Source organism: Sphingopyxis sp. BE235, from assembly GCF_031457175.1.
Lineage (GTDB): Bacteria > Pseudomonadota > Alphaproteobacteria > Sphingomonadales > Sphingomonadaceae > Sphingopyxis.
Genome location: NZ_JAVDWC010000002.1, coordinates 355,941 through 377,249, shown reverse-complemented (window position 1 = coordinate 377,249; position 21,309 = coordinate 355,941). Strand labels below are relative to the sequence as shown.

At 63.4% G+C, this 21,309-nt stretch carries 20 protein-coding genes and 1 tRNA gene; 6 read left to right on the top strand and 15 right to left on the bottom strand.

Features of this window, described 5'->3' with window-relative positions; genetic code table 11:
• The 5 genes from J2X38_RS09020 to J2X38_RS09000 all read right to left on the bottom strand — a co-directional run bounded on the left by J2X38_RS09020 (position 1) and on the right by J2X38_RS09000 (position 9,082).
• Positions 1-5,733: a peroxidase family protein gene (locus J2X38_RS09020; protein WP_310253327.1), complete on the bottom strand. Its 5,733-nt coding sequence runs from the start codon at positions 5,731-5,733 to the stop codon at positions 1-3.
• A gap of 332 nt (positions 5,734-6,065) precedes the next feature.
• Positions 6,066-6,884, bottom strand: a complete 819-nt coding sequence (locus tag J2X38_RS09015; RefSeq protein WP_082639405.1) for a response regulator transcription factor — start codon at positions 6,882-6,884, stop codon at positions 6,066-6,068.
• 98 nt (positions 6,885-6,982) lie between these two features.
• Positions 6,983-7,924, bottom strand: a complete 942-nt coding sequence (locus tag J2X38_RS09010) for an ATP-binding protein (RefSeq protein ID WP_310253324.1) — start codon at positions 7,922-7,924, stop codon at positions 6,983-6,985.
• A 103-nt stretch (positions 7,925-8,027) separates the two neighbouring features.
• Positions 8,028-8,705 (bottom strand): response regulator transcription factor, encoded by a 678-nt coding sequence (locus J2X38_RS09005; protein WP_310253322.1) that lies wholly within the window; start codon positions 8,703-8,705, stop codon positions 8,028-8,030.
• Between the two features lie 284 nt (positions 8,706-8,989).
• A tRNA-Ser gene (locus J2X38_RS09000) sits at positions 8,990-9,082 on the bottom strand.
• 243 nt (positions 9,083-9,325) lie between these two features.
• Here J2X38_RS09000 and J2X38_RS08995 point away from each other — a divergent pair.
• Complete coding sequence (locus J2X38_RS08995) at positions 9,326-10,099, top strand: DUF1134 domain-containing protein (protein WP_310253318.1); 774 nt, start codon at positions 9,326-9,328, stop codon at positions 10,097-10,099.
• Between the two features lie 104 nt (positions 10,100-10,203).
• Positions 10,204-10,581 carry a RidA family protein gene (locus tag J2X38_RS08990; RefSeq protein WP_058538006.1) on the top strand — a complete coding sequence of 126 codons (378 nt, stop codon included), beginning with the start codon at positions 10,204-10,206 and terminating at the stop codon, positions 10,579-10,581.
• Here J2X38_RS08990 and J2X38_RS08985 read toward each other — a convergent pair.
• Genes J2X38_RS08985 through petA form a run of 4 tightly spaced genes read right to left on the bottom strand, consistent with a single transcriptional unit; the run spans position 10,578 to position 13,857 of the window.
• Complete coding sequence (locus J2X38_RS08985; RefSeq protein WP_310253315.1) at positions 10,578-11,132, bottom strand: adenine phosphoribosyltransferase; 555 nt, start codon at positions 11,130-11,132, stop codon at positions 10,578-10,580. The genes J2X38_RS08990 and J2X38_RS08985 overlap by 4 nt on opposite strands.
• A 23-nt stretch (positions 11,133-11,155) precedes the next feature.
• Positions 11,156-11,968: a cytochrome c1 gene (locus tag J2X38_RS08980; RefSeq protein ID WP_310253313.1), complete on the bottom strand. Its 813-nt coding sequence runs from the start codon at positions 11,966-11,968 to the stop codon at positions 11,156-11,158.
• 31 nt (positions 11,969-11,999) lie between these two features.
• Entirely contained in the window at positions 12,000-13,286 is a 1,287-nt protein-coding gene (locus J2X38_RS08975) for a cytochrome b/b6 (protein WP_310253311.1), read from the bottom strand.
• A gap of 13 nt (positions 13,287-13,299) precedes the next feature.
• Positions 13,300-13,857: a ubiquinol-cytochrome c reductase iron-sulfur subunit gene (gene petA / locus J2X38_RS08970; RefSeq protein WP_056374353.1), complete on the bottom strand. Its 558-nt coding sequence runs from the start codon at positions 13,855-13,857 to the stop codon at positions 13,300-13,302.
• Positions 13,858-14,079: 222 nt separating this feature from the next.
• On the opposite strand from petA, the gene J2X38_RS08965 reads away from it, so the two are divergent.
• Together J2X38_RS08965 and hemF are read left to right on the top strand one after the other, a co-directional pair.
• Positions 14,080-14,538, top strand: coding sequence for a tRNA (cytidine(34)-2'-O)-methyltransferase (locus tag J2X38_RS08965; RefSeq protein ID WP_056374350.1), 459 nt, complete (start codon positions 14,080-14,082; stop codon positions 14,536-14,538).
• A complete protein-coding gene (gene hemF, locus J2X38_RS08960) occupies positions 14,535-15,395 on the top strand; it encodes an oxygen-dependent coproporphyrinogen oxidase (protein WP_058538010.1) in 861 nt (286 codons plus the stop codon). Before J2X38_RS08965 ends, hemF begins: the two co-directional genes overlap by 4 nt.
• A 57-nt stretch (positions 15,396-15,452) precedes the next feature.
• Here the strand turns inward: hemF and J2X38_RS08955 are convergent, their stop codons facing one another.
• Both J2X38_RS08955 and J2X38_RS08950 read right to left on the bottom strand, forming a co-directional pair.
• Positions 15,453-16,334: a hypothetical protein gene (locus J2X38_RS08955; protein ID WP_310253308.1), complete on the bottom strand. Its 882-nt coding sequence runs from the start codon at positions 16,332-16,334 to the stop codon at positions 15,453-15,455.
• 109 nt (positions 16,335-16,443) lie between these two features.
• Positions 16,444-17,181: a glycerophosphoryl diester phosphodiesterase membrane domain-containing protein gene (locus J2X38_RS08950; RefSeq protein WP_310253306.1), complete on the bottom strand. Its 738-nt coding sequence runs from the start codon at positions 17,179-17,181 to the stop codon at positions 16,444-16,446.
• Between the two features lie 133 nt (positions 17,182-17,314).
• On the opposite strand from J2X38_RS08950, the gene lipB reads away from it, so the two are divergent.
• Entirely contained in the window at positions 17,315-17,968 is a 654-nt protein-coding gene (lipB, locus tag J2X38_RS08945) for a lipoyl(octanoyl) transferase LipB (protein ID WP_058538013.1), read from the top strand.
• Positions 17,969-17,977: 9 nt separating this feature from the next.
• Positions 17,978-18,322 carry a hypothetical protein gene (locus J2X38_RS08940; protein ID WP_310253304.1) on the top strand — a complete coding sequence of 115 codons (345 nt, stop codon included), beginning with the start codon at positions 17,978-17,980 and terminating at the stop codon, positions 18,320-18,322.
• 3 nt (positions 18,323-18,325) lie between these two features.
• Here J2X38_RS08940 and queE read toward each other — a convergent pair whose 3' ends face one another.
• From queE to J2X38_RS08920, 4 genes are all read right to left on the bottom strand, one after another.
• Positions 18,326-18,958 carry a 7-carboxy-7-deazaguanine synthase gene (gene queE, locus J2X38_RS08935; RefSeq protein ID WP_310253303.1) on the bottom strand — a complete coding sequence of 211 codons (633 nt, stop codon included), beginning with the start codon at positions 18,956-18,958 and terminating at the stop codon, positions 18,326-18,328.
• A 4-nt stretch (positions 18,959-18,962) separates the two neighbouring features.
• Positions 18,963-19,661 (bottom strand): 7-cyano-7-deazaguanine synthase QueC, encoded by a 699-nt coding sequence (gene queC, locus J2X38_RS08930; protein ID WP_310253301.1) that lies wholly within the window; start codon positions 19,659-19,661, stop codon positions 18,963-18,965.
• Between the two features lie 175 nt (positions 19,662-19,836).
• The gene (locus J2X38_RS08925; protein ID WP_137887887.1) at positions 19,837-20,241 is read right to left on the bottom strand and encodes a hypothetical protein; all 405 of its coding nucleotides are present in this window, start codon (positions 20,239-20,241) and stop codon (positions 19,837-19,839) included.
• 140 nt (positions 20,242-20,381) lie between these two features.
• On the bottom strand, positions 20,382-21,305 hold the full coding sequence (locus J2X38_RS08920) for an Hsp33 family molecular chaperone HslO (protein WP_231732644.1): 924 nt from the start codon (positions 21,303-21,305) through the stop codon (positions 20,382-20,384).
• Between the last annotated feature and the right edge of the window lie 4 nt (positions 21,306-21,309).

The window sequence follows — 21,309 nt, the reverse complement described above, 5'->3', positions numbered from 1 at the left end:
TTATGAAAAGAGATAATCCGTGTCGAAATAGTGCCGGACATCGCGGAGGCTGGAGCGCCCGTTCGCTTCCATCCAGTCGTCCATCAGTGCCCGGATCATCTGCAAGGGGTTGTCCTGCTGATGGACGGAACCGCCACCGTGGCCATTTCCGGAACTGCCGGAATTGACGACGTCCTGGGCCCGGGCGTCACCGATAAACTGATCGGCGCCGCCGCCGGTATTGAATACCAGCCGATGCGCGGAGGTCAGTCCGGATATATCGACGGTATCGGCGCCCCGGCCACCGTTGACGGTGATCGTATTGAAGTTGAGGCTGGTCGGGTTGAAATCGCCGATGACGAGGATCGTGTCGCCACCGTTCCCTCCCGTACCGCCCGGCGGGACGCCTCCGGGCGACGTCACATTCAGGGCGTTGACGTTGATCTCCTCGATATTGTCGAGTTCGGCCACGATCTGCGCGTTCCCGGTGCCGTTGCGCGTGACGACGATTTCGGTGTTGGCATTCAGTCCGGTCATGCCCGCAGCTTCGGCTGCGGCCCGGGCATAGATACGGAAGGTTTCCGCTCCCGCCACGCCGTTGAGCACGAATGTATCCGTGCCCGCGCCGCCATCGACCAGATCCCTGCCACCGGTGGATCCGGTCTGCGTTATGGTATCGGTCCCGTCGCCGCCATTGACGATGTCGTTGCCGGCACCACCGTTGAGCGTATCGGTGCCCGCAAATCCGAACACCGCCTGCGAGCCCGCGGCACCGCCAGCGCCATTGAGGTTGTTGTTGTTGCCAGCGGTGCCGGCGACAACCGCATAGTTGACGCCATTGAACCGCAGCGTTTCGACATTGCTCACCGTATCGACACCCTCGGCGCCGGTGTTGTCGGTGACGACAAGTGATGTTCCGGTGGTCGTGACGCTATAGTTTCCGACCGGTCCGGCGAACACCGCCACGTCGTTGTCGCCATTGCCGTTGATGCTGTCGTTGCCCGCGCCGCCGGTCAGTGTGTCATTCCCTGCCCCGCCGGTCAGCGCGTCGTTGCCAAGACCGCCGGAGACGGTGTCGTTGCCGCCATCACCGTTCAGCGTATCATTGCCGTCGTTGCCCGACAGTACATCATTGCCGCCGCCACCGTCGCCGGTGTCGTCGCCGGCCGTACCGACCAGGCTGTTGTTGGCGCCATTGCCGTCCCAGTTGACCCCGGTCGGCCCGGTCGCGGCGGATATGACCTGTTCGGCCGTGCCACCGCCATCGGTGAAGCTCACCGCGACGCGCAGCCGAAGCCCGGCCTGGTCGCCGAACACCTGGCCGGCATTGTCGTCGGGCGTGAACGTCGCAGCGGTGGCCCCGGCAATATTGTTCCAGGTCACGCCGTCGATCGACTGCTGCCATTGGTAGCTGAAGGCGCCGAGCCCGTTCGGGTCAGCAATCGCCGCGTTATTGACGGTCAGCTGCAGCCCTTCTCTCGGCGTCAGGTCGCTGATGACGGGCTGGCCCGTCGCCGGCGCGTTGACCGCGATCTCGACGTCGGAGAACCGCATGCGTTCGATGTTGCGCAAATTGTCGGTGCCGTCGAGCTGCGTGCCGCGCGCATGCGCCACGCTGATCGTGCCATTGGCATTATAGGTGATGTCGTAATTAGCCCTGAGGTCGGAGAACACAGCGATGTCCGTGTCGCCCGCGGTCGTGTCGGTCAGGATTTCGCGGACGATCACAAGCTGTCCCGGATTGAATGTCCGGTTGAACATCCGCGTCACCAGCTCGCTCATGCTGTTGGCCGTGGCGATTTCCGCACCGGTGCCGCCATCGGGACCGACATTCTGGCGAACGCTGATCCGCACGTTCAGCCATTTATCGCCATCGATGATATCATCGCCGGCATTACCGCGGATGAGGTCGCTGCCGTCGCCGCCGAGGATGATATCGCCGGCGTTATACGACGTGACGCCCGCTCCGACCACGGCCTGCAGCCCGGCGATCCGGGCGATGCCCGCGGCGTCGAGATTGCTTCCCGTATAGCCTTCCGATCCGCTGATCGCCGGATCGGGATCGAACGGCGCGCGTTCTGCCGCGGTGATGTTGGAGCCCGACAGGACATCGTTGAACCGCGACCCCGACAGCCCTTCGACGCTTTCATAGGCGTCCTGCGTCGCATTTGGCGGCGGCGTCGGATTCTCGTCGAACACGATCCCGCGCGTCAGGTCGGCATCGGTGCCGGCGCTGTTATCCTTATAAATCGCCCAGTCCCAACCCGACATGCCGGCCATCTTGGCGCGACCCGGGCTGCCGACCATGATGTCGTCGCCGCCTTCGGCGATGAACTCGTCGAAGCCGCCAAGCCCGAAGAACACGTCATGGCCCACGACCCCGTCCTGCGCGAAAATTTCGTCGAAATTGTCGCCGGGCGCGCCGTCGAAGGTGCCATGCTCGATCCAGTCGTCGCCCTCGTTGCCGAGGATGCGTTCGGCGGTGATATTGCCAAGGATGAAGTCATTGCCTTCACCGGCGAAGACTTCCGACCCGGCGTCGCTGCCGAGAACGATGAAGTCCTGCCCGCGCCCACCGAGCACCAGGTCGAGGCCCGGTCCGGTGTTGATCACGTCATGCCCGTCGCCAAGCTTGACATTGTCGTCACCGCCGATGTCGCGGACGACGTCGTCCCCCGCACCGGCATTGATGATGTCGTTGCCGGCGCCGCCTTCGAGCGTATCGTTACCGCCATCGCCGAAGATCGTGTCGTCGCCTTCGCTGGCAATGATGATGTCGGCGCCCTCGGTGCCGCCCAGCACCACATGCTGATCGCCCGTATAGCGCAGATAGTTGGTGTCGGGACCGACGGTTCCGGGGTTATTGCGGACGACAAGCGGGGTCAGGATGCCGCCGCCGGTCGGGTCGGTGCTCTCCAGCACACCGTCGCCATTGAGATCGTTGAACTGCCGCGTCCGGTCGACCTCCAGGATCAGTCCGGGCGTCGAGAAGACGTCGGAGGGAAGATGCGTCGCATTGGTGTTGCGCATGATCATCCCGGCGAAGCTGTTGCCTTCCATCTCGCTGAACAGGTGCAGGCCGTCGAGACGCTGGAGATAATAGAAGCGGTCGGCATTCTGCAGCTGTTCCATCTGCACTTCGAAGACGAAGTTGAAGGTGGAGCCGAGCATGCCGCCAAAGGGCAGGATCTTTTCGGCAAGGCCGCCGATCCACAGGTCGACATTGTCGAGGCCGGTGATCGTGACCCCGTTCGGACCGCTGGTCCAGGCGCCTTCGCCGTTGAGGAAGTCGAACGCATCGGGCGCATCGGCCGCCAGGATGACGCGATCGTCCAGCGGATCGTCGGGATCGCCCAGCACCGTCTGATCGGTACCGAAGATGATCGCCATCGCCGCAGCGCGCTTGCCCTCTACCGTCGTTTCGCCGGTGATCAGCGAATGCGTGCCATAAGCCGCGACGAAGTTGATGATCGACGCCTCATTCTTGAGATTGCCGGCGAAGTCGACCCAGCTTTCATAGGGTTTCAGCCGCGCGTCGTTGTTCGTCACCTCATAGAATTCGCGGCGCGCGGCGTTCAGCGAGGGGACGCCGGTGTCGCGGCCGCGGGCAAGGTTGATCGTCGCCAGATCGAGCGGCAGGCCCAGCAGGTTGTTGCGCAGCGCGCTGGTGACGAATTCGTCGATCTCGTTGCCGACCTGACGAGTCATGCCGCGGATGATGTCGCCCGCTGCCAACCCGTCCGCGATGACACCGTTAACCCCGTTGAACGCCGTGGGATTGAGGAAGCCATCGATCAGGCTGATGTCGTCGGGCGTGAAGGTCGGGCCGAACCGGGATATATCTTCGGTCAGCATCGAGTGGCCGAAGCGATAGACGACGTGCGCGAATTCGGCGACGATGTCGGGGTTGATCGTGGTGTCGAACCCGTCGGGCACGATGAAGAAGTCGACCTGAGGCTGGATCTTGCGCGCGAATTCCTCGAACACGAGGTGCTGATATTGCATCTCGGTGCCGAATTTCGCGGCCTGGAACAGGCGTTCGCCGTCCCACACCAGCGCAGCGACCTGCCCCGGCGTCGTTGGGAGGGCCGCGACGTCATCCGCCAGCCATTCGTTGAGGAACGCAAGGTCGCCGGTTGCCAGGACGACCTCCTTGGTGTGCTCGACCAGGCGGTTATGTTCGGCATGGAAGACATGGTGGACCGCGGTCAGGCCGATATTCTCGTTCACCCGGCCGTCGCCCGCCATGAAGTGGGCGTCGAGCAGTTCATCGTCATAAACCGCCGGGTTGTTGCCGGGGTTCAGCAGGCCGATCGTGATGTCGCCGTCTTCGATGCCGTTCGGCACCGCGGTGTGGGCGATATCGGCGAGGAAGGCGCTGTTGGTGCGAATCGCGGTGGCAAGACCCACCGGCGCCAACGGCGTACCCGAAATCACGACGTCGTCGGCCGTGTTCGGAATCCCGTCGCCGCCGACACCCGTGATCACCTGCGCATAGCCCGCAGCGTTGGGGATGAAATTGCCGTAGGCGTCGGTGCGCAGCAGGGGCACCTTGCCCACGTCCTGATCGGTGAGCAGGATGCCGAGCATCAGCGCCTGTTCCTTGACCTCGGCCCATGTCGCCATGCCGCCGGGGGAGCCGCCGGCGCCCTCGATCAGCTTGCCGGTCGCAACCGGATGGCCCGCCGCGTTCACTTCATATTGGCGCAGGAACACCTGATGCGACGCGTGCGAAGCATAGGTCTGGTTCTGATCGACATAGGAGGTCGTCGTGTTGACCGGCCGCACATCGTCGGCGGTTCCCATGATGTTGTCGGCGCCCGCCGAAACCGTGGCGCGCGTCAGCACCATGAAGTTGGTGGGGCTGCCCGGGACATAAAGCGGATCGTCGGGCTGGAGCGGAATGAAGACGGTGCCGCTGCCCCCCTTGTTGACCAGATCGAGACCATGATCGAAGAATTGGCCGAACAGGGTGAACCACGAGTTGAACGAGGCCGACAGGCCCACGTCGGGCGAAACATTCGGAAGATGGACGTTGTCGCCGTCCATCGCGAGACCATAGGGCACAAGCGCGGCGTCGCGAACGACGCGCGCGGCCTCCAGATCGGCGACGGTCACGTCATGCGCGGCGGTCGCGGCGGCCAGCGCATCCAGCGCAGCCTGTTCCGCCGCACTCGGCGGCGTAAGGGGGTCGCCATCGTCCAGCTCATTGGCTGCGACCCGTGCGTTCTCCTTGACCACGCGCGCCTGATATTCGGCGTCGGACGCCGGTTTGAAGGTCTGATAGATCGCCGTAATCGCCGCCAGATCTGTCAGCGGATCAGCACTACCCGCCCGGTCCAGCCCCTCGAGGATCGCGGCGGGATTGCCCAGCGTCTGATCGACGAGCAGGTTGGAGATTGTCCGCAGGCTGCTGTCGAAGACGAGCGAGTTCGGATTGTTGGACGGATTGTAGTTGGGCGCCGTCGGCATCGGCGGCGCGCCGCCAGGCCCGTCGGGATCGAACACGGTGCCGTCCGCCGGCCGGTAAACCGGATCGAGCAATGACGGGAACTGCACGTTGGACGCGCCCCATTGTTCCTGGCCCGGGAGCAGATGGTTGTTGCTGCCGTCGACCGCACGCAATCCGAAGGAAAGATTATACGCGGGGATAAGCCCACCCGGCCCGTAAAGCGGCTGCCCAGCGGCATGCGCTTCGGCAATCTTGATCTGATCGAGAATGAATTCGAGATCGCTGCGGATGTACGTAACCATGCTTACCTCCCTGCAGTAAACCCGCACACGCCGCCCACCAACCGGCTCGGCTTCGACTCGCAATACGCGGTCGATCTGCGGATTTTGTAGTTGCAAGCTAAGTCTTAAGGAGCGCCGCCGTCGAGTTGGACTGGCGACCTATTACGTTCCCGCCGTTCTATATTCACGCGCTCTATTACGATGTCACAATCTATATAGTACTTTTTATATAGGTGACGATCGGGCAAGGCGCAGGCCAAGGGGCCCTTGGCAGGCTGGCAAGGCAAAAGACGGAAGGGAAGCTGGTTTGGGGCGGGCGCGAAAATGGCCCGCGAATGGCGATGAAACGCCGCTTAGCGCCTGTACGAGATTTGGGAAACCCCGTTAAAATTGCGCTGCAACATCGGCCTTCCGCGTTTCTCTTCGAGAAGGCCGGGCAGATATGTCTCATCCGCGCTGTCATTGAATGCCCGCGCCTGCATCACGGCGACCGCGCTGACCCGGTTGTGTACACCCAGCATACGAAATGCGGCGGCGATATGAACCTTCACCGTTCCCTCGGCGATGCACAGAAGCCGCGCGATTTCCTTGTTCGAGCGCCCGGCGGCGAGGAGGTTCAGAACCTCGAATTGACGCCCGGTCAGCGCCGTCTCGTGCGCGGCGCCATCCTCATCGGCGAGGCTCGCCTTCCGGGCATTCAAATCGGACAGGAAAGGCGGAACATATATCTGCCCCGCCAGCACCTTTCTTAATGCGTCCGCCATCTCGTGGACCGGAAAATCCTTTGGGATATAGCCGTGGACGCCGGCCGCCAGCGCGTCGAGCACCATCTCGCGGTCGCGGGACGCAGTCACGACGACGACGCGGACATTGGGATATTTAACGCGCAGATCGCGCAAGCCTTCGCGCTTGTGCATCCCCGGCAGGCCGAGATCGATCGTCACAAGATCGATCGATCGCCGCGCCGCCATTCGTGTGATGACAGACGGAAAGTCCCAGGCTTCGATCAGATTGGGCAGGCCGAGATTTCGCGCGAAAAGTGTAGTCAATCCTTCGCGGCAAAGCGGATGACTATCCGCAACCAAAATCTCACCTGTTGCATTCGTCACGGATTTGCCCCCCACGGGTACTTGCCTAGGCACGCGCCGACAAACATACGCCCGCTTGACCATTTCCCGCCGCCGCGACCCGAGCGAGAAGGCACTCTTTTTGTTATGAAACGAATCGGTCCTGTTAAGATTATGCGCCTAAGCTGACGCCAACCTGACGGTTAACTTAGCTGACGATCAGATTGTTCACCAATTTGGTGGGCGCCTTGAAATAACAGGCCAATTTCTTTTCGGTGAGGATTGGTAGTCAGCCTGGCATGGTGGATTTCGGCAATTCGCGCCACGATCGCGAGGCCCAGGCCCGCCCCGCCAGCGTTCGCATGATCGGCGCGAGCGAAGCGCGGGCTGAGCGCGGCAAGGTCCGCAGCCGACAAGCCAGCCCCCTCGTCCCTGACACAAATGCGGGCATCCGGGCCGACCGCGATCACGACCGTTCCGCCCTCGGGGGTCACGCGCAGCGCATTCTCCACCAGGTTCGACACCGCCGCCGCGAGCGTTTCCCTGATTCCGGAAACCATGGGTTCGCCCTCGACCGCCAACGCGACGTGCCTGCCCTGCTCGGCCGCCAGCGGGGCAAAGCGGTTGGTCACGTCCATCGCCACATCGGAAAGCGAAACGACATCGTGGGAGACGGGGCGCGCCACATGCGCTTCCACCTGCGCCATCATCATGATCTGACCGACAAGCCGCTTCATCGCGGCAACGTCCTTCTTGAGCCTGAGCGCGTCGGGCGAACCCAGCCGGTCCAGCTCGATCATCAGGATCGCCAGCGGCGTCCGCAGTTCGTGGGCGACATTGGCGGCAAAGGCCTCGCGCTGCTCCGCAACATCGTCCAGGCGTGCCAGCAGATCGTTCAGCGCGCGCGCAAAGGGCTGTGTTTCGAGCGGAAATTCCTCAAGATTGACACGGAAGCCGCGGTCGGTGCCCACCACCGAATCCATGCGGGCAGCCGCCGTGCCCAGCGGGGCGAGCGATGTCCGGATGACCCATCGGACCGCGAAAAACATCGGCACCATAAGCAGGAGGAGCGGCAGGACGACATGTTCAGCGATTTCAAGCCATTCGCCGCGCCAGCCATCCGACGCCGACTTTTGCTCGAGCATGACCTCGACATCGAAACTGACGAAAATGATCAGCGCCAGACCGCCAAACGCGCCCGTCCATGCCAGGCCGCGCGTCAGGCGGCGCGATACGGAATGCGGCGCTTTAATCCCCGTAGTCCCGGAGCAGATAGCCCATTCCGCGGACGGTCACGAGCCGGTCGGGATGATCGGCATCGCTGAGCTTATGGCGAAGCCGGGACACAATGGCCTCGACCGCATTGGGCGTCACCGGTTCGTCGAACCGGTACAGCGCTTCCTCGATGGTCGATCGGCGCACAACCGCCCCGGCCCGCCGGATCAGCAGTTCCAGCAAATCGGCTTCGCGGCGGGTCAGTTCGATGGCGTTGTCGCCGCTCCGCGCCGTCCGCGCCGCCACGTCGAATGCCAGCTTCCCAGCCCTGATGATCGGCAGGCTGCGCGTTCCCGGCCGGCGCAGGAGCGCACGAAGGCGGGCGGCCAGTTCCTCGATTTCGACGGGTTTGACCAGATAGTCATCCGCCCCGCCATCAAGACCGGCGACCCGATCCCCCATTCCGTCGCGCGCTGTCAGGATCAGGACGGGCGGCAGGGGATGACCCGGCCGGTCGCGGCGCAACCATTCGAGCCCGTCACCATCGGGTAGCCCGAGGTCCAGAATGATCGCATCATATGTCACGCTGGCAAGAGCGACCTCGGCTTCGTCGAGATTCCCGACGCCGTCCCCGCTGAATCCATGCTGAGCCAGGCCATGCGAAACGAGCCCCGCCAGGCGATCGTTGTCCTCTATGATCAGGACGCGCATGTCGCACCAATTGGCAGCGGAGCCCCCCACGGTCATCGCCAGGCACGCCCCCAAAACAAACCCCCGCATCAAGGGAAGCTGTTGCCGGTCCGGTGAGTATGAACTCATTATTCACGAAATCAAGAAGGCCGGGATTCGCATCCTCGGTGCAGTTGGCAGGAACCCCGCCGATCAAACCGCGAACGCCGCGCCTTCCGCGAACCGGAATTATCCGATTACCGGAACTAACCGTAACAAGTTGGCACGGAGGCCCCCAATTAATCGGATTATAATTAGGAAAATAGTGGCGGAGACGGAGGGATTCGAACCCTCGGTACCGGATTTACCAGTACGACGGTTTAGCAAACCGTTGGTTTCAGCCACTCACCCACGTCTCCGCATGGCCTGTCGCGCTAACGACAGTCTGGCCTAGGCGGGTCGCTATAGCCATGCACTTCGCACCCCGCAACGGCAAAGATTGTGCAATTTTGGGGTCGAAGCAGGCATTTCGTCGCCCGGATGATTCGGTCCGGCGTAAATTCGACTCAAGTCATCGCCGGTTCATTGCCCGCAGCCGAAAGCGAGTCATGATTAACGCAGATTTCGGCGCGCGTGCGTCACTCGATCTTTGGGGGTCCAATATGCGGAAAACGTTCACCAGCCTTGCCTTGGCAGCAATGGCATCGCTCGGCCTCGCGCTGACGCCGCTTCCGGCAGCCGCGCAGATGCGCGAAGTCGATCCCAACAACACGGCGATCGATTCCGATCTCGACAACCCGGCGCCGCCACCGGTATCGAGCGATTCGACGGCCGGCACATCGTACGACAGCGACCTTGCCACCGGCGACCAGCAGACCAGCGAGACGCCGCCCGTGGACGGCGCCGCAGCCAGCGCCGACGTTTCGGCGGCGACCGTCGTGGCGGCACCCGGCTCGACCTACAAGAAGGACGATCTGATCGGCGCCGCCGAAGGCGTGTTCGGCAAGGGCGCGCAAGGCCTTGCCGGGCTGATCGAGGATATTTTGAAGAAGCAGGGCGAACCCAACGCCTATATCGTCGGGCGCGAAGCCGGCGGCGCGCTCGTGCTCGGCGTGCGCTATGGCTCGGGCACGCTGCATCACAAGGTCGAGGGCGAGCTGCCCGCTTACTGGACCGGCCCGTCGATCGGGTTCGACGCCGGCGCCAATGCCGGCAACACCTTTGTCCTCGTCTATAACCTGTTCGACAGCGAGGATCTGTACAAGCGCTATCCCGCGGGTGAAGGCGCCGCCTATCTGGTCGGCGGCTTCAACGCGAGCTATATGCGCCGCGGCGACGTCGTCCTGATCCCGATCCGCGTCGGCGTCGGCGCGCGACTTGGCGTGAACGCCGGCTATATGAAGTTCCGCAAAAAACAGAACTGGGTGCCCTTTTAAGAACAACCCGCTTGCCACGGGGGCGACAGCCCGCGCTTCGGCGCGGGCTTTTTCTTTGCGCCGATGATAGGGCGTGGTCGCAGCTGATCGGGAGGATCGACGACATGACAACGCAACCTGCTGGCGGCCCGCATTATTCACCCTTCGCGGTCGGTGGCGGCCTCATTTTCGTGTCCGGGCAGCTGCCGCTGCTGCCGGGCCGCGATACGTCGCTGGCCGATGCCCCCTTCAGAGCGCAGGCGGAACAGACGCTCCAAAACCTGAAATCCGTCCTTCAGGACGCTGGCACGGATCTGACGCGGGTGATCAAGACGACCGTTTATCTCGGCGACATGGCCGACTGGGACGAACTGGATGCGGTTTATGGCCAGTTTTTCGGGGCGACGCGCCCCGCGCGAAGCGTGGTCCCCACCGGCCCTCTGCATTTCGGCTTTCGAATCGAAATCGAAGCTATCGCCCTGGCGGCAAAGGGCGCCGCTTAGTCGCCGTCGAACGCGATCAGCGTCTCACAGGTCAGACCCGCAGCCTCGAGCCGCCGTGATCCGCCCAGATCGGGCAGATCGATCACGAATAGTGCCGCCGCAACCTCGGCGCCGACGCTCCGCATCAACGCGGCGGTCGCGAGGATCGTGCCGCCGGTCGCCAGCAGGTCGTCGACAAGGACGACGCGGTGGCCGGGCAGCACCGCACCTTCGTGCAGTTCGAGGCGATCGACGCCATATTCGAGTGCATAGTCGACGCCGATGGTGACGCCGGGGAGCTTGCCAGCCTTGCGCACGGGAACGACGCCAAGCCCCATCGCGGTCGCCATAGCCGCGCCGAACAGGAACCCGCGCGCCTCGACCGCGGCGATGAAATCGGGCCGATGGATGGTGGCGAGCGCGCTCAGTCGGCGCACGCTTTCGGCGAAACCAGCGGCGTCGCCGATCAGCGTCGTGATATCGTGGAATTGAATGCCCGGCTTTGGAAAGTCCGGGATGGTGCGGACGAGCGACGCGAGGTCGAGGTCCGGCTGGGGCGGGAGGGCGATCATGTTGGCCGCCCTCCCCTATGCCCTCAATGTTTCTTGTCGGCCCAGATGTTCCGGTACGACAGGTACGTCAGCACGGTGAAGATCAGCAGGAAGAAGAAGACTGCATAACCCACCTGGATGCGCTTGATCAGCTTCGGCTCGGCGGTCCAGACGAGGAACGCCGTGACGTCCTTCGACATCTGGTCGACGGTCGCCTTGGTGCCATCGGCATATGTGACCTGGTTCGGAGCCAGCGGCGGGGCCATCGCGAGGTTGAGGTTCGCGAAATAGGGGTTGTAGTGCAGCCCCGTGCCCGGCTTCAGTTCTGCCGGCAGATTCTTCGGCGGGTTCTGGAAGCCCGTCAGCAGCGAATAGACATAATCCTTGCCGCCTTCGCGCGCCTTGGTGATCAGCGAAAGATCTGGCGGCAGCGCGTTGTTGTTCGCGGCGCGCGCGGCGACTTCGTTCGCATAGGGCGACGGAAAATAATCCGACGGCAGGCCATCGCGCGTCGCCGGTTCACCCGTGTCGGGGTTGACCGACGGAACCTGGAAGCCCTTGGCGAAGGTCTTGATCTGGCCTTCGGTGTAGCCGAGGTCCGCAATGTCGCGGAAGGCGACAAGATGCAGGCTGTGGCAGGCCGAGCAGACCTCCTTGTACACCTGCATCCCGCGCTGCAGCTGGGCCTTGTCCCAATGCGGCAGGACGATGCCATCGCTGGCCAGCTTCAGATGCCGGGGGCGTTTGTGAAACTCGTGCGCGACATTGGCTTCATTGCTGAGCGGCGTCGTGAAGATCGCGAGCACCAGCGCGGTGATGAAACCGAGGCCGACGAGAAAACCGAGCGGACGAACCATGGCTGTATCAGCTCCTATTAAAGTCCGGCGCTCAGGCCGTTGCCGAAGCCGACGAGGTGTCGGTGGCGTGTTTGGCGAGGACCGCTTCGGTGATCGAATTCGGCATCGGAAGCGGGCGTTCGATCCGCGACACGATCGGCAGGATCACCAGGAAGTGCGCGAAATAATAGATTGCGCCGATTTGGCTTGCGATCACATAGGGCTGTTCAGCCGGCTGCATGCCGCAGAAGCCGAGGATGAACACGTCCAGGACGAGGATCCAGAAGAACCAGCGGTACAGCGGACGATAGTTCGACGACTTGATCGGCGAGCTGTCGAGCCAGGGCAGGAAGAACAGCAAAGCGATCGAGCCGAACATCGCGATGACGCCCCACAGCTTTGCGTCGATCCACAGGAAGTTGAAGGTGAAGGCCTTCAGGATCGCGTAGAAGGGCAGGAAATACCATTCGGGAACGATATGCGCCGGGGTCGAAAGCGAGTTCGCCGGGATATAGTTGTCGGCATGGCCGAGCGCATTCGGGCTGAAGAAGGTCAGCGCCACGAAGATCAGCAGGAAGATGCCGACGCCGAAGCCGTCCTTTGCGGTGTAATAGGGGTGGAACGGGACGGTGTCCTGTTCGTCCTTCACCTCGATGCCCGTCGGGTTCGACGAACCCGGGATGTGCAGCGCCCAGATGTGCAGGATGATGACACCCAGGATCACGAACGGCAGCAGATAGTGCAGCGAGAAGAAGCGGTTGAGCGTCGCGTTATCGGGGACGAAGCCGCCGAGCAGCCATTCGCGCACCGGTTCGCCGACGATCGGTATCGCCGAGAAGAAGCCGGTGATCACCTGCGCGCCCCAGAAGCTCATCTGGCCCCACGGAAGCACATAGCCCATGAAGGCGGTTGCCATCATGAGGAGGAAGATCACGACGCCGAGCAGCCACACCATTTCGCGCGGCGCCTTGTACGAACCGTAATAGAGGCCGCGGAAGATGTGCAGATAGACGACGATGAAGAACATGCTCGCGCCGTTCATATGAGCGTAGCGGATGAACCAGCCGGCATTCACGTCGCGCATGATATGCTCGACCGAGTTGAACGCGACGCTCGCGTTCGCGGCATAGTGCATCGCCAGAACGATACCGGTGATGATCTGGATCATCAGCGCGGCGCCGGCGAGGACGCCGAAGTTCCAGAAATAGTTGAGGTTGCGCGGGACCGGATAGCCGGGGCCCGTGGCATTGTAGACGAGGCGCGGAATCGGCAGCTTCTCGTCCATCCACTTCATCAGCGGATGCGTCGGCTCATAGGGTTTGGCCCAGGGAAAGCTCATCTTATCTCGCTCCTCAGCCGATCGTCACGACGGTGTCGCTGTTGAATTCATAGGGCGGCACAACCAGATTCTTGGGTGCCGGACCCTTACGGATGCGCGCCGCGGTGTCATAATGCGAACCGTGGCACGGGCAGAAATAACCGCCGAAATCGCCTTTGTTCTCGCCTTCGGCCGCACCGAGCGGCACGCAACCGAGGTGCGTGCAGACGCCCAGCGTGATCAGCCAGTTTTCCTTGCCGGGCTTGGTGCGCTGGTCGATCGTTTCGGGATCGCGCAGGTCGCCCAGCGGAACCGCCTTGGCTTCGGCGATTTCCTTGGCGACGAGGTTGCGCACGAACACCGGCTGCTTGCGCCAGCTGGTCTTGATCGCCTGGCCAGGCTGGATCGCCGAAATGTCGATTTCGGTCGTCGACAGCGCGAGCACGTCGGCCGACGGGTTCATCTGGTTGAGCAGCGGCAGCACCACGGCGACCGCACCGACACCAGCGAAACTCACCGCCGCAATATTGATGAAATCCCGGCGGCGTACGCCATCCTCGATACCGGCGTTGAGTTCAGATTCACTGGCCATTCGACTGCCCTTGCATGGGTGAACTAACAAAAGTTCTCGAAGTTATGGCCGCCCTGTTGCACGCGCACGAAAGCGCACAACCCGGCGGCCCCTCCGGGAATTGCGGGCCTGATAGCCGCACTGTCCGGGCTTGCCAACAGGCAATTTCCGCATAACGCACTGTACCAAGCGACGGCCGCCAAGCCTCTCGATTCCCGGCGCCTTCGCCTTTATGGGGGCACCATGGAAATCGCCCTGTTTCAGCCGGACATCGCCGGTAATGTCGGCACCATATTGCGCACCGCCGCCTGCTTCGGCGCGCCCGCGCATATCATCGAGCCATGCGGATTCCCGTTTGGCGACGCCGCGCTGAAGCGCGCGGGAATGGATTATGCGGTGCGCGCCAATGTGCGCCGGCACGCCGATTGGAATGACTTCATGCACTGGCGCGCCGAGGCGGCTCGGAGGCTCGTACTGTTGACCACCGCGGGGGCGACGCCCCTGCCCGCCTTTACGTTCGAGCCCGGCGACCTGCTGTTGCTCGGCGCCGAATCCTCGGGCGTGCCGCCTTATGTCCATGATGCGGCCACGGCACGGGTCGCAATTCCCATGCGTGAGGGCTTTCGCTCCTTGAATGTCGCGGTCGCGGCTGGCATCGCGCTCGCCGAAGCGCTCAGGCAAACGAAAGGCTTTCCGGCATGATCTCGCTCGACCCGCAGCAACAGACGGCACGTAACTGGTTCGAATCGCTCCGCGACCGAATCTGTGCCGAATTCGAGAAGATCGAGGCCGAGGCCGGCAGCGACGCGCGCTTTGCCTATACGCCGTGGGACCGCGAGGCCGATGGGCTGGCGCCGGGCGAAGGCGGCGGCGGCGTGCGCGGCGTGATGACCGGCAAAGTGTTCGAAAAGGTCGGCGTCAACGTATCGACCGTCGCGGGCGAGTTTGCCCCCGACTTTGCCGGGTCGATCCATGGCGCGGGCGAAGACCCGAGCTTCTTCGCGACCGGAATCAGCCTTGTCGCGCATATGGCGAACCCGCACGTTCCCGCGGTGCATATGAATACGCGCTTCCTTGCGACGACAAAGCGCTGGTTCGGCGGCGGCGCCGATCTCAACCCGCCGATTCCCTATGCCGAGGACACCGACGCCTTTCACGCGCGGCTGCGCGCCGCCTGCGCGCCCTTTGGCCCCGACGTTTACGAACGTTACGCCAAATGGGCCGAGGATTATTTCTATATCCCGCATCGCGGCGTCCATCGCGGCGTCGGCGGGATTTTCTACGACCATCTCGAATGCGGCGACGATGCCGAGTTCGACCGAAACTTCCAGCTGACGCAGGCGGTCGGTGAAGCCTTTCTCGACATCTTCCCGCAGATCGTGCGGCGCCGAATGGGCCTGCCCTTTACCGAGGCCGAACGCGAGGAACAGCTCATCTGGCGCGGGCGTTATGCCGAGTTCAACCTCGTCTATGACCGCGGCACGTTGTTCGGCCTGAAGACCGGGGGCAATATCGACGCGATTCTGATGAGCCTGCCGCCGCTCGCCAAATGGAACTGACATAGAAAAGGGCGCCCCGTTGCCGGAGGCGCCCTTTCTAATTTCCGTTGGCGCAGATCAGGCGAAAACATCCCCCGATGCGCGCGGTGCGAGGGCGCGATAAACGCCGACCGGCATCGAGAAGGAAATCATGATGACCGGCAGGTAGACGACGGCGGCCATGACGATCATCGTCAAAATCGCGCCCACCGCCGAACCGCCGAGAATCGCGCCCAGAACGCCGCCGAAGATCAGGCCCGCGATCATTGCATAGATGAATATGCCGATCGTGAAGAGCAGATAGAAGCCGACGATCGTCCACTGCGAGGGACCCGTCAGCCGCCACGATTCACCGAGGCCCGTCACCGGATTGCGCGTCAGCTGATTGGCCATGACAGGACCGGCAACCAGGAAACGCCCCTGCACCCACAGCAGGAAAACGATCATCGCGACGTAGAGGATGATCATCAGGAAGATCGCGCCGCCGCCGATCGCGCCCGCCCCGCCCGATTCCAGCGCCGCCGGGGAGAAAGCCCCCATGCCGCCGAGTGCCGCGCCGAAAATCAGCGTCAGGACGAACATGATGATGAAGATGACGATATAGGCGGCGATCATCACCACGAACATGCCAAAGGCCAGCGCCGGCCCGGCCTGAAACGCCCAGGCGAAATTCGGCGCCTCTCCGGGATACATGCCGCCGCGCCAGATGAGCATCGAAACGCCGTAAAAAATCACAGCCGCGATCAGCGCGAAAAGAGCAATCTTGCCGAACGCGCCCATCACGAGCGACGGGTCGTTGGGCGCCAGCGCCATTGCCGAGAAAGTCGATCCAAGGAGCAGATAACCGAGCAGACCGACGACGAGCAGCGCCCCGCCCATCCAGATCAGCATCTGCATCCAATTCGCCTTTAGAAACGCGAAGGTTTCCGAGAAGGCTGCTCCGATACTCATTTTCGTCATGTCACTTCCCCCTGTTTTTAAACCAGACACTCACTCCATCCAAGGCGGGCAAAAGCCTGACCGGCTTCGCCCATTTGCGACACATCATTCTTATTGGCGGTGACCCGCATCACTTGAACACATCGGACGATGCAAGCTGGCGATAGGCAGCCGCCGAAACGGCAATCGACGCCAGGCTGCCGACGGCGCTGAAAACAGCTTCGATGAAGCCGCCCAGCATCCGCCCGAACCCCGGTTCGCTTCCCGCGATGACCGAGACGATGCCCCCGATGATCAACGCCGCGATCACGATCACCAGCGCGACGAGGAACAGGAAAAAGAAGATCGCCCAACCATTGCCTCGCGTGAGGTCCCAGCTCGTCCGGATCGCTTCGAAGGGGTTGTAGAGGCTGCGGTCGGCGACGGCCGGCGCGACCAGAGCGAGACGCCCGACCAGATAGAGGCCCGGGACGAGCAGCAGGAGAAAGCCGAGACCGATCGCGACACCGCACAATATCTGGATCGCGATCATCGTCGGGAAGAGCATGAGCGCGAAGGTCAGCGCCTCGCCGACGCTGGTCCCGGTCCGCGACAGCCACAGCCGCAGGATTCCCGCCGTGCCGATGAGCGCGGATAGCGCGATCGCCAGTTGTCCCGGAATCATCTGGCGAAAGCTTTCGCGAAAACTCTCCATGACCTGATTGAAATCGGCGCCCGCCGCGGGCTCGATCGGCACCGGGCCGAACCATGCGACCGCGAGCGCCGGCAGGAACAGGAAAACGCCAGCGATCGTGCCGACCAGCGCCGTGTGCGACTTCAGAAGTTGCAGCGTGTCGTCCCACGCGGCGCCCATGTCGAATTTTACCATTGATACCCCGTCATTTTTTCGATTTCCCAGTTGCGGCGAAGGTGACGATCTTCGGCGCTCCTGTCCACCCCTGTCGGCAAGCGCTACGGAGGGTCTTGCGCGAGGCGCCGCGGCGCGCCAGATAGCCCGCGCAATGCCCCCCCTTTCCCCGCCCGAATGGACCATCAGTCCCGGCCTGACCGATTATGATGCGGCGCTCGCCGATATGGAGACGCGCGCCGCCGCGATCCATGCCGGCGAGGCGGGCGAGCGCATCTGGCTGATCGAGCATCCGCCGCTTTATACCGCGGGAACGAGCGCCGATCCCGCCGAGCTGCTCAATCCGCAATTTCCGGTTTATGATGCCGGGCGTGGCGGCCGCTACACCTATCATGGCCCGGGCCAGCGCGTCGGCTATGTCCAGCTCGACCTGACGAAACGCGGGCGCGACGTGCGCGCCTATGTCTCCGCGCTCGAAGGCTGGGTGATCGACGCGCTCGCGCTGCTCGGCGTCGAGGCGCGGCGCGCCGAGGGGCGCATCGGCATCTGGACCGACGATGCCGACGGCCGCGAGGCCAAGATCGGGGCGATCGGGGTGCGCGTGAAGCGCTGGGTGACGATGCACGGCTTTTCGCTCAACGTCGCGCCCGATCTTGCGCATTTCGGCGGCATCGTGCCGTGCGGCATTGCCGAATTTCCGGTGACGAGCCTCGCCGCGCTGGGCCGGGCCGCATCCTTTGCCGAGGTCGACGCGGCGCTTGTGCAAACGTTTCCCGCCTTTCTCGACAAGCTTTCGCCGAAGGACTAGGAACGCCGCATGAACCGCACCCTTCTCGCATCGCTCTCCCTGCTCGCGCTCGCTGCCTGTGGCGGCGGCGACACCGCCGGCAAGTCGACGACCAAGCTCGACGCGGTCGAGGTCCAGCCGGGATCGGTGAGCGATTCGATGATCATCCTCGACGACGCGGTCAGCGATGGCACGGCGGTCGACTACAGCGTTCCCGACGACGGCACGAAAAAGGATGCGGCGAAGACCGACGAAGCGGATACTGCAGATGAGGCGGCGCCCGCAAGCGAAGCCGACGACGATCCCGATGCGGTCGACATGCCCGTCGCGAAAAAGGCGATCACCGCCGATCCCGCCGCGAAAAAGGGCGAATAAACCCTAACGCAGCCCCAGATTTTTGTGCGTCTGCAGCGACAGGCGCCAGCGCGGATCGTCCATCACCAGATCGATGCACGCCTGCACATTGGCGGCGGCGTGCGGATCGTCGAGCGGCTGGACAAGCAGATGCTTGAAATCGAGCGTCGCAAGCCGCGCGACATCGCTGCCCGGTTGCGGCCAGACGAGCTTCAATTCGTCGCCGCTCGTCTGCACCAGTTCGCTCCCTGCCTTCGGGCTGACGCAAATCCAGTCAATGCTGCGCGGGACCGGGAAGGTGCCGTTGCTTTCGATCGCGATCGTGAAGCCGCGCTCGTGCAGCGCGTCGATCAGCGCCGCGTCGACCTGCAGCATCGGCTCGCCGCCGGTGAGCACGACATAGCGGTCATCGCGGCCCTGCCCCCAGCTTTCGGCGATGACATCGGCCAGCGCGCCCGCCGTTTTATATTTTCCGCCCAACGTCCCGTCGGTGCCAACGAAATCGGTGTCGCAGAACTGGCAGACCGCCTTGGCGCGATCCTTCTCGCGCCCCGTCCACAGATTGCAGCCGGCAAAGCGGCAGAAGACGGCACGGCGCCCTGCCTGCGCACCCTCACCCTGCAGGGTAAGGAAAATCTCTTTGACGGCGTAGGTCATCGGCTCAGGCGTAGCGCGTCGGGTCGGCTAGACCCGCGTCGGCGAAGCCCTTGGACCGCAAGCGGCAACTGTCGCACGAGCCGCAATGCAGCCCCGCGGGCGTCGGGTCGTAGCACGACCAGCTCATCCCCGCGTCCATGCCCAGCCGCGCCGCTTCGGCGGCGATATCGGCCTTGGTCATATGCTGAAGCGGCGCGTGGATATGGAAATCGACGCCCTTGTCGCCGTCGCGCGTCGCGAGCGCCGCGAGCTTTTCGAAACCCTGGATGAATTCGGGGCGGCAGTCGGGATAGCCCGAATAATCGAGCGCATTGACCCCGATGACGATATCCTGCGCCTGCCGCGCTTCGGCGAGCCCGAGCGTCAGCGACAGGAAGATGAGGTTGCGCGCCGGGACATAGGTGATCGGGACATCGCCGCCGCCCTCGACCTCGGGGACGCCATCCTTCGGCACGTCGATATCGGCGGTGAGCGCCGAGCCGCCGAACCGGCGAAGGTCGAGCGGCAGCACGATATGTTCGGCCGCGCCGATATAGTTCGCGATGCGCGTCGCCGATTCCAGTTCGACGCGGTGGCGCTGGTTATAATCGATCGTGAGCGCGACGATCCGCGCGCCCGCTTCGCGCGCGAGGCCCGCGCAGACCATCGAGTCGAGGCCGCCCGACAGGAGGACGATCACCGTTTTTCCGGAAACTTGCTGCATCGGCGCCAGATAGGCCCGCGCCGCGGGGCGCGCAAGTGCTGCGCCGCATCAAAGAAAATGGGCCGCATGGCACTTGCCGCACGGCCCAGTTCGGCATGACAGCCGTTAGGGAGAAGGGCACTCATGAAGAAGCCCTGCACCTCGTTTAACGCCGCATGGTTAATATTTCGTTCGCTCAGCAGCCGCCGGTGCGGCGCGCCTCGATCGCCTGCGAAAACGGCCTGCCCTCGGCAATGCCCTGCGTGTCGATCTGGACCAGCCGGTTCGTCTCGCTGCGGATGCTCGTGCGGCCATGCCCTGCGCCGGGGCAGGTATAATGGACGGTCACCGAATTCGGCGTGTCTTCGATGACATAGCGCGAACAGGTCGAGCGTGGATGCTGGATCTGGATCATCCGCCGCGCGTCGCCGACGCAAATCGTCTGCAACACGTCGTCCTTGCCGCGTTCGCGAAGCTGCCAGCTGCCTTTTTCGAGGCGGTCGAGCATCGCCAGCGAAGGCGCCTGCGCCGGCACAGCGCTCGCGGCGGCGCAGCCGAGCGCAAGGAGAGACATTCGCAATGTGGGAGAGAAGATCGCCATTCCACCTGTTCCATTGGCCGCCCGCGAGCGAGCGAATATGCGACCCTGTTCCCTTATAGCTAGCAAGCCGGGGATGCGTTTTCAACCACTTGGCGCCGAATTACCTCGCTTCGTCGCCAAAATTCGCGGAAATTCCATCGCTATTCCGCGCGATTGTGAGCCGAGATTTCATCGAGCGGGATCGGAAAGAAGCGCGAACAAAAGGCGCAGTCGACGACGATCCGGCCATTTTCATCGGCCATGTCGGCACGCTCGGCCTCCGGAAACTGCGCGAGCACCCCGGCGAAATAACCGGGGCTGCACCGGCATCCGCGCGACACCCCGATGCCCGGCTCGACGCGCACCTCATCCTCGTGGAACAGCCGCCAAGCGAGCGTCTCGAGCGACGTCGCCGGATCGGTGAGTTCCTCGTCCTTCAGCGTCGCCGCGATGGTCTTGGCATGCTCCCATTCGGCATTGTCGTGGCGCACGTGCAACCGGTCGCGGCCGACTTCGCCCTCGGGCAGATGCTGCAAGAGCAGTCCGCCAGCGAGGCAGCCCGCCTCGGGATCGTGGCGCGCGGCGAGCTTGATCAGGCTCGGGATCTGCTCGGACTGCTCGAAATAATGCTCGGCCGCCTCGCCGATCGACGCGCCTTCAAGCGGGACGATGCCCTGATAGCGCTCGGCCGTCGTCGCCTGGTCGAAGGTGATCGCAAGAAAGCCTTCGCCGAACAGCGCGAACAAGGTCGGGTCGGAGCCGACCTCGGCGAGCCGCTCGGCATCGAATTTCAGGTAACCGCGCAGTTCGCCGCCGCGATAGTCGCAGACGAGCAGCTCAATGGGGCCGCCGCCGGTCTGCGCCTGCAGCGTCATCTGGCCATTTTCGTCCTTGAGCGTCGAGCCGAGCAGCACGGTGAGCACCAGCGCCTCCGCGAGCAGCTTTTCGGCCACCGGCGGGTAATTATGCGCGCCCATGATCGCCTGGAGCGTCGGCCCGAGCCGCACCAGTCGCCCGCGCACATGGCGCTCGGCGATCGTGAACAGCAGGGGCTGGTCGAACCAGGTTTCGATGATGTCACTCACGTCT

Bases quoted from the DNA above. Each gene is read 5' to 3' on its own strand.
- J2X38_RS09020 (WP_310253327.1), bottom strand. From the start codon at position 5,733: ATGGTTACGTACATCCGCAGCGATCTCGAATTCATTCTCGATCAGATC.
- J2X38_RS09015 (WP_082639405.1), bottom strand. From the start codon at position 6,884: ATGGTCAAGCGGGCGTATGTTTGTCGGCGCGTGCCTAGGCAAGTACCC.
- J2X38_RS09010 (WP_310253324.1), bottom strand. From the start codon at position 7,924: ATGCTCGAGCAAAAGTCGGCGTCGGATGGCTGGCGCGGCGAATGGCTT.
- J2X38_RS09005 (WP_310253322.1), bottom strand. From the start codon at position 8,705: ATGCGCGTCCTGATCATAGAGGACAACGATCGCCTGGCGGGGCTCGTT.
- J2X38_RS08995 (WP_310253318.1), top strand. From the start codon at position 9,326: ATGCGGAAAACGTTCACCAGCCTTGCCTTGGCAGCAATGGCATCGCTC.
- J2X38_RS08990 (WP_058538006.1), top strand. From the start codon at position 10,204: ATGACAACGCAACCTGCTGGCGGCCCGCATTATTCACCCTTCGCGGTC.
- J2X38_RS08985 (WP_310253315.1), bottom strand. From the start codon at position 11,132: ATGATCGCCCTCCCGCCCCAGCCGGACCTCGACCTCGCGTCGCTCGTC.
- J2X38_RS08980 (WP_310253313.1), bottom strand. From the start codon at position 11,968: ATGGTTCGTCCGCTCGGTTTTCTCGTCGGCCTCGGTTTCATCACCGCG.
- J2X38_RS08975 (WP_310253311.1), bottom strand. From the start codon at position 13,286: ATGAGCTTTCCCTGGGCCAAACCCTATGAGCCGACGCATCCGCTGATG.
- petA (WP_056374353.1), bottom strand. From the start codon at position 13,857: ATGGCCAGTGAATCTGAACTCAACGCCGGTATCGAGGATGGCGTACGC.
- J2X38_RS08965 (WP_056374350.1), top strand. From the start codon at position 14,080: ATGGAAATCGCCCTGTTTCAGCCGGACATCGCCGGTAATGTCGGCACC.
- hemF (WP_058538010.1), top strand. From the start codon at position 14,535: ATGATCTCGCTCGACCCGCAGCAACAGACGGCACGTAACTGGTTCGAA.
- J2X38_RS08955 (WP_310253308.1), bottom strand. From the start codon at position 16,334: ATGACGAAAATGAGTATCGGAGCAGCCTTCTCGGAAACCTTCGCGTTT.
- J2X38_RS08950 (WP_310253306.1), bottom strand. From the start codon at position 17,181: ATGGTAAAATTCGACATGGGCGCCGCGTGGGACGACACGCTGCAACTT.
- lipB (WP_058538013.1), top strand. From the start codon at position 17,315: ATGCCCCCCCTTTCCCCGCCCGAATGGACCATCAGTCCCGGCCTGACC.
- J2X38_RS08940 (WP_310253304.1), top strand. From the start codon at position 17,978: ATGAACCGCACCCTTCTCGCATCGCTCTCCCTGCTCGCGCTCGCTGCC.
- queE (WP_310253303.1), bottom strand. From the start codon at position 18,958: ATGACCTACGCCGTCAAAGAGATTTTCCTTACCCTGCAGGGTGAGGGT.
- queC (WP_310253301.1), bottom strand. From the start codon at position 19,661: ATGCAGCAAGTTTCCGGAAAAACGGTGATCGTCCTCCTGTCGGGCGGC.
- J2X38_RS08925 (WP_137887887.1), bottom strand. From the start codon at position 20,241: ATGGCGATCTTCTCTCCCACATTGCGAATGTCTCTCCTTGCGCTCGGC.